General features: G+C 71.8%; 14 protein-coding genes. 12 read left to right on the top strand and 2 right to left on the bottom strand.

Translation table 11 applies throughout. The features are described from left to right. The first annotated feature begins 14 nt into the window (after window positions 1–14). From Q0444_RS05225 to hisG, 5 genes are all read left to right on the top strand, one after another. A complete protein-coding gene (locus Q0444_RS05225) occupies window positions 15–1,949 on the top strand; it encodes a heavy metal translocating P-type ATPase (RefSeq protein WP_291083580.1) in 1,935 nt (644 codons plus the stop codon). 98 nt (window positions 1,950–2,047) lie between these two features. Beyond that, window positions 2,048–2,575 (top strand): hypothetical protein, encoded by a 528-nt coding sequence (locus tag Q0444_RS05220; RefSeq protein ID WP_291083577.1) that lies wholly within the window; start codon window positions 2,048–2,050, stop codon window positions 2,573–2,575. Window positions 2,576–2,646: 71 nt separating this feature from the next. Beyond that, a complete protein-coding gene (locus Q0444_RS05215; protein ID WP_291083575.1) occupies window positions 2,647–3,363 on the top strand; it encodes an HAD family phosphatase in 717 nt (238 codons plus the stop codon). Continuing rightward, window positions 3,360–3,623 carry a phosphoribosyl-ATP diphosphatase gene (locus tag Q0444_RS05210; RefSeq protein WP_291083572.1) on the top strand — a complete coding sequence of 88 codons (264 nt, stop codon included), beginning with the start codon at window positions 3,360–3,362 and terminating at the stop codon, window positions 3,621–3,623. The genes Q0444_RS05215 and Q0444_RS05210 overlap by 4 nt, the downstream gene beginning before the upstream one ends. 48 nt (window positions 3,624–3,671) lie before the next feature. Next, window positions 3,672–4,523, top strand: a complete 852-nt coding sequence (gene hisG, locus Q0444_RS05205; protein ID WP_291083569.1) for an ATP phosphoribosyltransferase — start codon at window positions 3,672–3,674, stop codon at window positions 4,521–4,523. A 13-nt stretch (window positions 4,524–4,536) separates the two neighbouring features. Here hisG and Q0444_RS05200 read toward each other — a convergent pair whose 3' ends face one another. Together Q0444_RS05200 and Q0444_RS05195 are read right to left on the bottom strand one after the other, a co-directional pair. Then, the gene (locus Q0444_RS05200; protein WP_291083566.1) at window positions 4,537–5,304 is read right to left on the bottom strand and encodes a thioesterase family protein; all 768 of its coding nucleotides are present in this window, start codon (window positions 5,302–5,304) and stop codon (window positions 4,537–4,539) included. Further along, window positions 5,301–6,194, bottom strand: a complete 894-nt coding sequence (locus Q0444_RS05195) for a PD-(D/E)XK nuclease family protein (RefSeq protein WP_291083563.1) — start codon at window positions 6,192–6,194, stop codon at window positions 5,301–5,303. The genes Q0444_RS05200 and Q0444_RS05195 overlap by 4 nt, the downstream gene beginning before the upstream one ends. A 58-nt stretch (window positions 6,195–6,252) precedes the next feature. Here Q0444_RS05195 and Q0444_RS05190 point away from each other — a divergent pair, with 58 nt between their 5' ends. The 7 genes from Q0444_RS05190 to Q0444_RS05160 form a co-directional block, all read left to right on the top strand. Continuing rightward, window positions 6,253–7,092 carry a tRNA (adenine-N1)-methyltransferase gene (locus Q0444_RS05190; protein WP_291083559.1) on the top strand — a complete coding sequence of 280 codons (840 nt, stop codon included), beginning with the start codon at window positions 6,253–6,255 and terminating at the stop codon, window positions 7,090–7,092. Window positions 7,093–7,212: 120 nt separating this feature from the next. Further along, window positions 7,213–8,910, top strand: a complete 1,698-nt coding sequence (arc, locus tag Q0444_RS05185) for a proteasome ATPase (protein WP_299021901.1) — start codon at window positions 7,213–7,215, stop codon at window positions 8,908–8,910. After that, on the top strand, window positions 8,907–10,439 hold the full coding sequence (gene dop, locus Q0444_RS05180; RefSeq protein ID WP_299021898.1) for a depupylase/deamidase Dop: 1,533 nt from the start codon (window positions 8,907–8,909) through the stop codon (window positions 10,437–10,439). The genes arc and dop overlap by 4 nt, the downstream gene beginning before the upstream one ends. A 68-nt stretch (window positions 10,440–10,507) precedes the next feature. Next, a complete protein-coding gene (locus Q0444_RS05175) occupies window positions 10,508–10,684 on the top strand; it encodes a ubiquitin-like protein Pup (RefSeq protein WP_291083550.1) in 177 nt (58 codons plus the stop codon). A gap of 6 nt (window positions 10,685–10,690) precedes the next feature. Then, window positions 10,691–12,097, top strand: coding sequence for a Pup--protein ligase (pafA, locus tag Q0444_RS05170; RefSeq protein ID WP_291083547.1), 1,407 nt, complete (start codon window positions 10,691–10,693; stop codon window positions 12,095–12,097). 11 nt (window positions 12,098–12,108) lie between these two features. Then, a complete protein-coding gene (locus tag Q0444_RS05165; RefSeq protein WP_291083544.1) occupies window positions 12,109–13,077 on the top strand; it encodes a YafY family protein in 969 nt (322 codons plus the stop codon). After that, the coding region (locus Q0444_RS05160; RefSeq protein WP_299021893.1) for a WYL domain-containing protein at window positions 13,074–13,727 on the top strand (654 nt) is incomplete at its 3' end. The genes Q0444_RS05165 and Q0444_RS05160, both read left to right, overlap by 4 nt.

Below are 13,727 nucleotides of genomic sequence, written 5' to 3'. Positions count from 1 at the left end.
TAGATGATGGACACATGACCTCCACCCGGGACGGGGCTCTCCGCACGTTCGTGGCCTCGCGACAGGGCGTCCTGGCGATGGCCACGATCCTGGCGATCGCGATCTACCTCGTCACACGCGCGCTCACCGACCCCGCCGTCTCCGCCACGGCGGAGTGGGCGATCCGCGCCCCCCTGGTCGCCGTGGTGGTGGTCGGGGGGATCCCGCTCATCATCGAGGTGGTCCGCTCGGCGGTGAGGAGCGCCGGCGGGGCCGACATGCTCGCCGCGGTGTCGATCGTCACCGCGGTCGCGCTCTCCGAGTGGCTGGTCGCCGCGATCATCGTCCTGATGCTGTCCGGGGGCGAGGCGCTCGAGGCGGCGGCGTCGCGGAGGGCGTCGGCCGTCCTCGACGCCCTCGCCCGGCGCAGCCCGGCGGTCGCCCACCGCCTCCGCGGCTCCTCGCCGTCCGAGGGTGTGGACGACCTCGGCGCCGACGACGTCCGGGTCGACGACCTCCTGCTGGTCCTGCCGCACGAGTTGTGCCCCGTCGACGGCGAGGTGGTGGACGGCAACGGCGCCATGGACGAGTCGTACCTCACCGGCGAGCCGTACGTCGTCCCCAAGTCACCCGGTTCCCAGGTGCTCTCCGGTGCCATCAACGGCGATGTCGCGTTGACCGTCCGCGCCGAGCGGGTCGCGGCGGACTCGCGATACGCGCAGATCGTCGGCGTACTGCGGGACGCCGAGGAGCACCGCCCCCCGATGCGTCGCCTCGCCGACCGCCTGGGCGCGTGGTACACCCTGGTCGCCCTGGCCCTCGGCATCCTCGGGTGGGCGATCTCCGGCGACCCCACCCGCTTCCTCGCGGTGGTGGTGGTGGCCACGCCTTGCCCCCTGCTCATCGGGGTCCCCGTCGCGATCATCGGGGCCATCTCCCTCGCCGCCAAGCGCGGCATCATCATCAGGAACCCGGCGATGCTCGAGGACGTCGGGAGGGTCGAGACGGTGATGTTCGACAAGACCGGCACCCTGACCTACGGGCGCCCGGTGTTGACCGAGATCATCGCGCGACCGGGCGACGATCCCGACGACATCCTCGCCGCCGCCGCGGCGGTCGAGGTCTACTCCCGCCACCCCCTCGCGAGGGCCGTCGTCGACGCGGCCACCGAGCGGGGCCTGGACACCCCGCCGCTGAGCTCCGTCGCCGAGAAACCCGGTGCCGGGCTGGTCGGCGAGGTCGGCGGCCGCAGCCTCCGGTTGACCAATCGCCGCGGGCTCGCCGACGTCGATCCCGGCGCGACCGGACTTCTCCCGCAGATCGAGACGGGGTTGGAATCGATAGTCCTCATCGACTCCCGCTACGCGGCGACCCTCCGGTTCCGCGACGAGCCGCGGGCCACCGCCGGTGACTTCATCGCGCACCTCCCGCACGCGCACGGGGTCAAGCGGATGATGATCATCTCCGGTGACCGCGAGGCCGAGGTCCGCCGCCTGGCGGATCGGGTGGGCATCACGGAGGTGTACGGCGGCGTCAGTCCGGAGGGCAAGCTCGAGATCGTGCGCGAACGCACGGCCGCGGGCCCGACCCTGTTCCTCGGCGACGGGATCAACGACGCCCCGGCGATGACCGCCGCGACCGCCGGGGTCGCCTTCGGCGCCACCTCCGATGTCACGTCCGAGGCCGCCGACGCCGTGGTGCTGGATTCCTCGCTGGAACGGCTCGACGACCTCCTCCACATCGGCACACGCATGCGCCGGATCGCCCTGCAGTCGGCGCTGGGCGGGATGGCCGCCTCGGTGGTCGGGATGCTCCTCGCCGTCTTCGGTCTCCTCACCCCACTCGCCGGAGCGATCGCGCAGGAGGTCATCGACGTCCTCGCGATCCTCAACTCGGCGCGCGTGGTGATGGCGCCACGCAAGCTCAGCGACTTCGACGGGTGGCGGGAGGCCACCGGGAGCGACAGGTAGAGGTGACGCGGCTAACACCCGGAGAGCCCCCGGCGATAGACCGGTAGGGACGTGCGCCCCGGAGTCCTCCGTCGGCCAAACCCCACGAGGAGCCACCCATGACCACCATCCGTCGATCAGCCGCCCTCGTCGGCGCCGCGACGCTGCTCGCCGGGGGAGTGGCCGTGGCCGCGCCCCCTGCGGCCTCGGCCCAGGTGTGGCACGAGTCGCCCGCCTGGGATGTGCGGATGCCGTACCCGCTCGGCGGCGAGCACACGATCCGCTTCGGAGCGTTCACCACCTGCACGCTGGGCGGGGACGACCTCTTCCACCAGGCGCTGAGCGCCAACGCCAGGGACCTCGACCACCCCGTCGGATCGTTCGACTTCTCCGCCACCCTGTTCCCGTTCAACTCCGCCACCGTGGGGTGGCACAACCTCGACACCGGTGCCACGGGTGCCCGGACGGTCCGGTCGACCGGCCCCGAGGTGGGCATCGGAGGCCAGGTCACCGGGACCGGCCGGCTGGCGGTGACCATCACGGTCAGCAGATCCATCCTGCCCACGATGGCGCCGGGGTCGGCCGTGCCGTTCGGGTCGGCCACGCACACCGAGAGGTTCATCGTCCCCGCGAATCCCTGCGCGTAGCGGCCCGCGCCCGATCCCTCCGGTCAGGGCGCGGCACCCCCGGCCGCACGGCGTCGGGTAGACAAGAGGCCGTGACCAGCAATTCGCGTGATCGTGCCCCGGCCGCCGTCTGTCTCGACATGGACGGCACCCTCGTCGACACCGAGCGACTGTGGGACATCGCCGTCTACGAGCTCGCGGAGCACATGGGCCGCCCGCTGGACGAGTCCACGCGCGAGCGCACGCTGGGCAACTCGCTCCGCGGGTTCTTCGAGATCCTCTCCGAGTACACCGGCCGCACCATCGACGGGGCGGAGTACGACCGCCTCGCGCACCGGCTCAACTCGCGCGTCACCGACCTCATGCGGACCGACATGACGTGGCGGCCGGGGGCGGAGGACCTCCTGGAGGATCTCGCGTCCGCCGGCACCCCCGTCGCCCTGGTGACCAACACGACGGCGGACGTGGCCGCCGTCCCCCTGGAATTCATCGACCGGTCGCGCTTCGACGTGGTGGTGACCGGCTGCATGGTGACCGACCCCAAGCCCGCGCCGGATCCATATCTGCTCGCGTGCGCCGAGCTGGGGATCGACTCGTTCGCGGCCGTCGCGGTGGAGGACTCGGTCACCGGGGCCACCGCGGCCGTCGCGGCGGGGTGCCGGGTCCTGTACGTGCCGTCGACGGCCGGCCAGCCCGACGTGGTGGGGGCGCACACCCACCCAAGCCTCGAGGGCGTGGACTCGGCCGGGCTCGTCGCCCTCACCTCGGGGAGGCCGGTGGGCGCGGCTGTGGGAGAATCGGGCGCGTGAAGACCTTCGATTCTCTGTTCGCCGAGCTGTCCGAGCGCATCGCCGCGCGCCCGGAGGGCTCCGGCACCGTCGCCTCCTTCGACAAGGGCGTACATCACCTCGGTAAGAAGATCAACGAGGAGGCCGGCGAGGTGTGGATCGCGGCCGAGTACCAGTCGGACGACGAGCTGGCGGAGGAGATCTCGCAGCTTCTCTACTGGACCCAGGTCATGATGCTCAAGCGCGGTCTCGGGCTCGAGGACGTCTACCGGCACCTCTAGCCGCCCCATCTCCCCACCACTCCCGCACCCGATCCTGGAGCCGCCATCATGCTGCGCGTCGCAGTGCCCAACAAGGGCGCCCTGTCCGAAGCCGCCTCGGAGATGCTCTCCGAGGCGGGGTACCGCCGTCGCTCGGAGGGGAGCAAGGACCTCTCCCTGATCGACCGTGAGAACGACGTCGAGTTCTATTTCCTCCGCCCCAAGGACATCGCGGTCTACGTGGGTTCCGGGCGGCTCGAACTCGGGATCACCGGCCGCGACCTGGCGGCCGACTCGATGGCCGAGGTGGACGATCTCCTCGACCTGGGCTTCGGGCACTCCACCTTCCGCTACGCCGGTCCGGCCGGCGCGGGGTGGACCACCGACCGGCTGGCCGGATCGAGGATCGCCACGTCCTACCCGAACATCGTCCGCAAGGACCTGCGGCGGCGGGGGGTCGAGGCGGAGGTCATCCGGCTGGACGGCGCGGTGGAGATCTCCATCCAGCTCGGCGTGGCCGACTGCATCGCGGACGTCGTGGGCTCGGGCCGGACGCTCAAGGTGCACGACCTCGAGGCGTTCGGGGACGTGCTCTGCGACTCGATGGGAGTCCTGATCGCGCGGACCGGCGCCGAGATCACCCCGGCCATGGCTCAGATCCGGGCGCGGCTGCAGGGCGTTGTGTTTGCCCAGCAGTACATGATGCTGGACTACGACTGCCCCAAGGAACTGCTCGAGTCGGTGTCGGCCATCACCCCGGGGATCGAATCGCCCACCGTCTCGCCGATGGCGGACCCGGCGTGGGTGGCGGTCAGGTCGATGGTGCCGCGGCGGAGAGTCAACGCGATCATGGACGAGCTGGCCGCCGCGGGTGCCAAGGCGATCATCGCCACCGACATCCGATCCTGCCGGATGGGCTGAGCCGCGGCGCGGCTCAGGCCCGCTCGACGAGCAGCGCCTGCAGCGTGTGCCCGATCGCTCCCACCTCGTCGTAGAGGGTGCCCGCGGTGGCGCCCACGCCGTCCGGGCCGATCGAGGCCTCGGCGGTGACCCCGATCCACTCGCCGACGGGTCGCCGGTGCAGGTGCATCACCACGTCGGTGTTGAGGAAGCGCCACTGGTCGGGTTCGAGGACCGCCCCGACGCCGTTCGCGATGTCCGCCACCGACATGACCCGCTCGGCGGGGGTCATCTCCTCGCCCGCGACCAGGGGGAGCGTCGGGCGCGCCCACACGGCTCCGTCCTCGGAGCCGCGAATCTCGAGGGAGTCGATGTATCCGCTGGTCCAGCGGTTGAAGAACTCGCTGTTGTGGTCCGCCCCAGGAAGGTCCCGACGCTCGGCCGCGGTCTGCTCGACCTCGGCGGTGTCGCCGATGGCCATCCGCCAGGCGCTCGCGCGGGCGACGACCCGGCCCCCGGCGTGGAGCTCGGATTCGAGAAGCTGGATCCGCCGCCCGGGGCGCGTCACCCGCGCCCGGGTGCGGAGCTCGCCGAGCGGCACCGGCCCCAGCAGATCCACGGTGATGCGGGCGATCCGGGTCCCGTCCGAACGCTCGAGCCGGTCCATGGCCCGGGTGAGGATCGCCGAGGGCGGGGCGCCGTGTTGGAGGTCGGGACCCCAGGCGCTCACCGTGTGCGGGGTCGCGCGGAAGACCTCCCAGCCGTCGTCGGTGCCCAGCGGTTCGAAGTAGGCCTCCGTCATCGTTCGTCCTCCTCTGAGATCGGGGACCCGGGCAGGGTGTCCCGGCCGGGTACCGCGCGGCTGCCCGGCCATCCCGGGTACTCCGGCGGGGTGCCCCCGAACGCCGGACACAGTGCCTGGTGATTACACCAGTCGCACAATCGCGAGGTGCGCGGGGGGAACACCCCGGCCCGTCCGGCCCGCTCGATCTCTGACCACAGCACATCCAGTTCCGACTCCGTGGCCACGAGGGTCGCCAGGTCGGGACTGAGGGTGAGCCAGCTGCCGTTCTTGAGGTAGATCAGCTTGAGCTGTGCGGGCAGGACCTCGTGGATCCGGTGGTACATCAGGGCGTAGAACCGCATCTGGAACATCGCCTGATCCTGGTACCGCGGGTTCGGGGGCCTGCCCGTCTTGTAGTCGACCACCCGCACCTCCCCGGTGGGGGCCAGGTCGACGCGGTCCAGGTAGCCGTGGAGCGGCGTCCCCGCCGAGGTGGCGGTCACAAGGTACTGCTCGCAGGCGGCGGGGGAGAACCGCCGGGGATCCTCGACGCCGTACAGCGCAGACACCAGGGCCGAGACCTCGGCCTCGAACTCGGGCCGGGCGGCGTGCGGCACGACCTCCGTCCCTCCGTCCAGCTCGTAGAAGCGGTCGACGGCGGCCGGCACCAGACCCGCGGCCCGCTCGGGCGCCCGCTCGGGCTGCTCCAGCCCGTACAACTCCTCCAGTACCGAGTGGACCACGGTGCCGAGCACCTGCGCCCGCGTCCTGGGCTCCGGGATCCTGTCGATCGCCCTGAGCCGGTACAGCAGCGGGCACTGCCTGAAGTCCGCCGCCCGTGAGGCCGACAGCGCGAGAGGCCTGCGCGCGGGCGGGGCCACGCCACCGATTTCCAGAGGATCCGTCACACCTGGCAGGGTAGACAACCGGTCGGACACTCGGCCGCCGCCCCCATGGAGGTCCACAGTGCAGCGATCCGGTCCGTTCGTCGTGGGCGATCGTGTCCAGCTCACCGACACCAAGGGGCGCAAGTACACCGTCGTCCTGGTCGAGGGCGCGGAGTTCTTCACCCACCACGGCGCCGTCCGCCATGACGACCTCATCGGGACACCGGAGGGGTCGATCGTCACCTCGACCAAGGAGTCCCACTACCTCGCACTGCGCCCGCTGCTCACCGACTACGTCCTGTCCATGCCGCGCGGCGCGCAGGTCATCTACCCCAAGGACGCCGCGCAGATCGTCCACGAGGGCGACATGTTCCCGGGGGCCCGCGTCCTGGAGGCCGGCGCCGGCTCCGGCGCCCTGACCTGCTCCCTGCTCCGCGCCGTCGGCCCCGAGGGCAGGGTGATCTCCTACGAGATCCGCGAGGACCACGCCGAGCACGCCGAGCGCAACGTCCGGACCTTCTACGGCGACCACCCGGACAACTGGGACCTGCGCATCGCCGACCTGTCGGAGGCCTCGGTCGAGGCGCTGGGCGGCCAGGTGGACCGCGTGGTGCTGGACATGCTCGCCCCGTGGGAGTGCCTGCCCACGGTGGGCGACGTCCTGGTGCCCGGCGGGGTGCTGGTGGTGTACGTGGCCACCACCACGCAGCTGTCCGACGTGGTGGAGACCCTGCGGCGCCAGGAGTGCTGGACCGAGCCGCGGGCGTGGGAGTCCATCAACCGTGGCTGGCACGTCGTGGGACTGGCCGTGCGCCCGGAGCACCGCATCCAGGGGCACACCGCCTTCCTCGTCACCGCGCGCCGGCTGGCCGAGGGAGTCACCACGCTCAAGCCCAAGCGCCGGGCGGGCAAGCACTGACCCACCGCCGCCACGGAGGCGCGCTCACCCGCCCCCGACCCCGGTGATCCACCCCGGCGATAGGGTGGAGTCGACGACGACGAGGTGAATCGTCGGCGAGTCGGAAGGCAGGTGATCGCGGTGACCGAGGGACGTTCCCCGGCCGGGCGGGACCAGGACAGGGTCACGCTGGACCGGGCGGAGCTCGCGCGGCTGCGGGAGGCCGTGGACGAGGGGGCCCGTTCGGACCGCGAGAAGTCGATCAAGATCGACGCCCTGGGCGCACGCAACGTCCGCCTCGCCGAGCTCCTCAAGGACTCCCGCGACCAGCTCCGGACCCTCAAGGGTGAGGTCGAGCGCCTCGGTACGCCGCCCAGCACCTACGGCGTCGTGCTGAAGGACCCGACCGACCCGGACACCGCGGAGGTCATGGCCGCCGGTCGGCGGATGCGGCTCACCCTCGCGCCCGGGGTCGACGCCTCCGACCTCACGGCCGGTGTCACGGTCCGTCTCAACGAGGCGATGACCGTCGTCGAGGCCTCCGCCGAGCTGCCGGTCACCGGCGTCACCGCGGTGTTCCGGGACGTCCTGGCCGACGGCGAGCGGGCCCGGGTGGTGATGGGCAATGACGAGGAGCACATCGTCCACCTCTCGGCGGGGCTGCGCGGCGGGCGGACGGCCACCCGTCCCGCGCCCGTCCGGCCCGGCGACGCGGTGCTGGTGGACCCCAAGTCCGCCGTGGCGTTCGAGGTCGTCCCCAAGGCCGAGGTCGACGAGCTCCTCCTCGAGGAGATCCCCATGGTCGACTACTCCGACATCGGCGGGCTCGGCCCGCAGATCGAGCAGATCCGGGACGCGATCGAGCTGCCGTTCATCCATCACGACCTGTACCGGGAGTTCCACCTGTCCCCGCCCAAGGGCGTGCTGCTGTACGGCCCGCCCGGGTGCGGCAAGACACTGATCGCCAAGGCGGTCGCCCACTCGTTGGCGCGGGCGGCCGCGCAGTCGCGGGGGGAGGACGTCACCGACGGCCGGTACCCCAACTCCTACTTCCTCTCCATCAAGGGCCCCGAGCTGCTCAACAAGTACGTCGGGGAGACCGAGCGGCACATCCGGGCGATCTTCGAGCGGGCGCGGGAGAAGGCGACCGAGGGCAACCCGGTCATCGTATTTTTCGACGAGATGGACTCGATCTTCCGCACGCGCGGGTCGGGCGTCTCCTCGGACATGGAGACGACGATCGTCCCGCAGCTGCTGGCCGAGATCGACGGCGTCGAGGACCTGCGCAACGTCATCGTGATCGGGGCCTCCAACCGCGAGGACATGATCGATCCGGCGATCTTGCGCCCGGGGCGCCTCGACCTCAAGATCCGCATCGACCGCCCCGACCGGGACGCCGCCGGCGACATCCTGGCCAAATACATCACCCCGGACCTGCGCTTCGACCCGTCGGAGATCGGGACCACGGGCCAGGACCACGTCCGCGAGATCATCTCCAGGATCCTCGACCGGCTCTACACCCGTGACGAGTCGACGACCTACGTCCACCTGGTCTACGCGTCCGGCCGGCGCGCCTCGCTGTACCTGGCGGACCTCACCTCCGGTGCGATGCTGCGCAACATCGTCGACCGCGCCAAGAAGCTTGCGATCAAGGACATCGTCCACGGTTCGGGCCAGGGGCTCACGACGGACGATTTCCTCGACGCCGTGGACGCCGAGTTCGCCGAGAACACGGACCTGCCCAACACCTCCAACCCGCAGGAATGGGCGAGGCTGTCGGGCGTGCGCGGGGAACGCGTGGTCGAGGTCTCGGTCCCGCGCCGGGAGGAGGACCTGTGACCCTGCCCGATCAGAGCGCGCCCGATCAGAGCGCGCCCGATCAGAGCGCGCCCGGGCGGATCATCGGCACGGAGATCGAGTTCGGGATCGTCGCCGTGGGGCAACCCCTGCTGAGCTCGGTGGTCACCTCGACCCAGGTCGTCAAGGCCTACACCGACCCGGGTGTGGGAGCCGGCGCCACCGACGACACCCGCTGGGACTACGCGTCCGAGTCGCCCCTGCGCGACGCCCGCGGCTTCGACCTCGGTGCGGCCCGCGCGTACGACCCGAGCGAGTTCGGGGTGACCAACCGGGTGCTCACCAACGGCGCCCGCTTCTACGTCGACCACGCCCACCCCGAATACTCCGCGCCCGAGGTCGACTCGCCCCTCGACGCGGTGATCTGGGACAAGGCCGGCGAGGTCGTCATGCACCGCGCCGGACGCGAGTCGTCGGCCACGGAGGGACACGCCGAGCTCAAGCTCTACAAGAACAACGTCGACGGCAAGGGCGCCTCCTACGGGGCCCACGAGAACTACCTCGTGCGCCGGGACGTGGACTTCGACGTCCTCACCCTGAGCCTCGCCCCCCACCTGCTCTCCCGGCAGGTGTTCTGCGGCGCCGGACGCGTGGGGATCGGGCAGTTCGGCGAGGCGGACGGGTTCCAGATCTCCCAGCGCGCCGACTACATCGAGGTGCTCACGGGTCTGGAGACCACGCTCCGGCGCGGGATCATCAACACCCGCGACGAGCCCCACGCCACCGACGAGAAATGGCGCCGGCTCCACGTGATCATCGGCGACGCCACCATGTCCGAGCTGGCGACCTACCTCAAGATCGGCACCACCTGCCTGGTGCTGGACGCGATCGAGGCCGGGGTGGACTTCTCCGACCTCGTGCCGGTGGACCCCGTCGAGGCGGTCCACGTCATCAGCCACGACCCGACGCTCGCCGCCACCGTGGCCCTGCCCGACGGCAGGGAGCTCACCGGGATCGGCCTGCAGCGGGAGATCCTCGGTCGGGTGGCGGAGGTGACCGGGGACGGCTCCGGACGCCCCGGCTGGGCACCCGAGGTCCTTGCCGAGTGGCGGGAGATCCTCGACGCCCTCGAGGAGAACCCCATGGCGTGCGCGGACCGGCTCGATTGGCCCGCCAAGCTCCGCCTGCTCGAGGGGTTCCGCTCCAGGGACGACCTGGGCTGGGATCACGCCAGGCTCGCGCTCATCGACGTGCAGTACCACGACATCGACCCGGACCGCGGCCTCTACAACCGTCTGGTCGCAAAGGGGGCGATGCGCCGACTCACCACCGACGCGGAGGTCGAGGCGGCCGTCACGACCCCGCCGGAGAGAACGCGGGCCTGGGCGAGGGGACGCTTCCTCGCCCGACTCGGCGACCGCGTCCGCACGGCGGGGTGGGACCACGTCGTCGTCGTCGACTCCCGCGGCGAGCCCCGGCACGTGGACCTCTCCGACCCGTACACCGGTACCCGGACCCACTGCGAGGCACACCCGGACTACCTCAGCCCCGACGGGCCCTCGCCGCACTGACGCGGCGGGCGCCCACGCCGCCGGCCGGACGGCCCGGCCGGCGGAGAACACCGACAGGAGCACACACCATGTCCCAGATCCAGAAGAACGCCGGCGGCCCGGCCGACGACCACGACGAGGCCGGCCAGGTGGTCAAGGCCGCGCAGACCTCCTCCGCGGACTCCCTGCTCGACGAGATCGACGACATCCTGGAGACCAACGCCGAGGAGTTCGTGAAGTCCTACGTCCAAAAGGGCGGGCAGTAGACCGCCATGATCCGTCGCATCGTCGGTATCGAGACGGAATTCGGGATCACCAGCGTCGGCGGCGAGGGCGCGCGGGCCCTGGGCCCCGACGAGATCGCCCGCTACCTCTTCCGTCCCGTGGTGGAGCGGTGGCGTAGCTCCAACGTGTTCCTCGAGAACGGATCCCGGCTCTACCTGGACGTCGGCTCCCACCCGGAGTACGCGACCGCCGAGTGCGACGGCCTGCGACAGCTCGTGGCCCACGACCGGGCGGGGGAGCGGATCGTCGACGACCTCGCGCGGCAGGCCGAGCGCTCGCTCGCGGCGGAGGGGATCCACGCCGGGGTCTACCTGTTCAAGAACAACACCGACTCCGTCGGCAACTCCTACGGCTGCCACGAGAACTACCTCCTCGACCGCTCGACCCAGGTCCGGAGCGTCGCCACGACCCTGCTGCCGTTCCTCGTGAGCAGGCAGGTGATCTGCGGCGCGGGCAAGATCCTCCCCGGGACCCCGGCGGGTGTCGGGGTGGACGCGACCGAGGGCCCCACCTTCTGCTTCTCCCAGCGCGCCGAGCACATGTGGGACGGGGTCTCCTCGGCCACCACCCGCTCGCGGCCCCTCATCAACACCCGCGACGAGCCCCACGCCGATTCCGCCCGGTTCCGCCGCATGCACGTGATCGTCGGCGACTCCAACATGATCGAGACCACCACCCTGCTCAAGGTGGCCAGCACCCGTCTCGTCCTGGAGATGCTCGAGGCCGGCGTGGCCCTGCGGCCGATGGCCGTGGCCCATCCGGTCCGGGCGATCCGCGAGATCAGCCGGGACCTCACCGGCACCCGGCCCGTCGCGATGACCGACGGCAGCACCATGAGTGCGCTGGAGATCCAGCGGGAGTTCCTGTCCGCGGTCCACCGCTACCTCGACGCCGGCGGCTGGGAGCGGGACGACCGCGCGGACGTGGAGGGGTGCGTCGCCCTGTGGGAGCGGGTGCTCGACGCCGTCGAGTCGGGGGACCACGAGTCGATCGCCGCCGACGTCGACTGGGCCGCCAAGCTGCGCCTGATCCGCCAGGTGCAGGGCCGGACCGGGGTGGACCTGGACCATCCCCGGCTCGCCCAGATCGACCTGACCTACCACGACATCCGGCCGGGTCGCGGACTGCACTCGGTGCTCGAACGCCGCGGGCTGGTCTCGCGCGTCGTGGACGATGCCCAGGTCGAGCTGGCCCGGCGGATGGCACCGGAGACCACCAGGGCGGCCCTGCGGGGCCGGTTCATCTCCGCCGCCACCGAGGCGGGGCGCGACTTCACCGTGGACTGGGTGCACCTCAAGGTGGCGGACGGGACGCTGCCCACCGTCGCGCTCACCGACCCGTTCGCGCCCGGGGACCCGCGTGTCGACGACCTGATCGCCGGACTCGGGCGATAGCGTTCCTCCCCGTGTCCACCTCGAAGTCGCAACGACTGGTCAACCTCGTGATCTGCCTGAGGTCGACCAACGCCTTCCTGTCCGCGGGCGAGATCCGGAGGATGGTCCAGGGGTACGACGACTGCGAGAACGAGGCGGCGTACCTGCGCATGTTCGAGCGCGACAAGCGCGAGCTCCGGGAGGTCGGGATCCCGCTCGACCAGGGCGCCTCCCTGGCGCCCGGGTCCCCGGCGGGATACCGGATCCCCGCCCAGGGGTACGAGCTGCCCGACATCACCCTGACCCCCGAGCAGGCCGGGATCCTCGCCGTGGCCGCCGAGGTCTGGCGTGAGGGGGAGCGGGCCGCCCGCGCCGACGGGGCGCTCGCCAAGCTCACCGCGGCGGGGATCGACCCCGTCCACGACGCCGGCGCGACGGTGTCGGTGGAGGACCCCGCCGGGCTCTCCGCCGCCGCGGTGGTGGCCGAGGCGATCGCGGCGGGCCGCGTCCTGACCTTCTCCCACACCCCGGCCGGGGCGACCGAGCCGACCGGGCGGCGCGTCGAGCCGTGGTGGACCGGATCGCGGCTCGGCCACTGGTACGTGGTGGGGTACGACCTGGACCGCGGGGAACCGCGGACCTTCCGCCTGGTGCGCGTGTCCGAGCTCCGGGCGGGTCAGGCCCACCGTACGGTCCCCGTCCCGCCGACCACCGCGGTGCTCTCGCTTCTCGACGACGCCATCGCGCGCCTCAACCCGGTGGTCGAGGCGACGGTGTGGGCGGCCGACGGGCACGCGGCCGAGCTCCGGGCGATGGCCCGTTCCGTCACGCCGGCGGACCGGTTCGGACGACCCGGTGCGGATCTCGAGGTGAACGCCCCGCTCGCGGAGCTCTCGTCGCTCGTGGCCTCCCAGGGCGTGGACGCCGTGGCCCTCCGCCCCGCCGACCTGCGCGTGCGCGTCGTGTCGATCCTCACCGCAGCCGAGGAGGCCGTCCGTTGAGCGCCCGTTCCGTCCCGCTCGCGACCCTGCTCAGCGTGGTCCCCTATTTCCACAGTCGCGGCGCGGTGCCCGTCACGGAGGCGGCCCGCGACCTCGGCATGACGGACACCCAGTTGCGGGGTGCGCTCTGGCAGCTGTGGTCCTGCGGACTGCCCGGCTACGGTCCCGGCGACCTGATCGATCTCGCGTTCTCCTCCGAGGACCTCGACGACGCGGAGATGGTGGAGGTGACGTTCACGGCCGGGATCGACCGTCCCGTCAGGCTCACCGCCGCCGAGGCCGTGACGCTGGAGACCGGTCTCGCCGTGTTCCTCGACCACCCCGAGGTGGTGGACCAGGCGGCGCTACGCGACCTGCTGCGGACCCTGCGTGCCGCGGTCGGGGGCGAGGACCGCCGCGCGCGCGACGACACCGCGCCGGACACCACCGATTCCGACGCCGAGGTCGTCCGCACCGCGGTGCACGACGGCCGGGCGCTGCGCTTCGTCTACCATTCGGCCACCTCGGACACCTCCACCACCCGCATCGTCGACCCGGCCCGCCTCTCAGTCGCGGACGGCCACTCCTACGTGCACGGCGTCGACCGGGTGGCGGGGGAGTGGCGGACCTTCCGCACCGACCGGATGAGCGGGGTCGAGGTCGTGGGCCCG

It is taken from the genome of uncultured Dietzia sp., from assembly GCF_937873725.1.
In the GTDB taxonomy this organism is placed as follows: domain Bacteria; phylum Actinomycetota; class Actinomycetes; order Mycobacteriales; family Mycobacteriaceae; genus Dietzia.
Note: the sequence above shows the minus strand (reverse complement) of the source record. Positions and strands in the feature narration are given on the sequence as shown.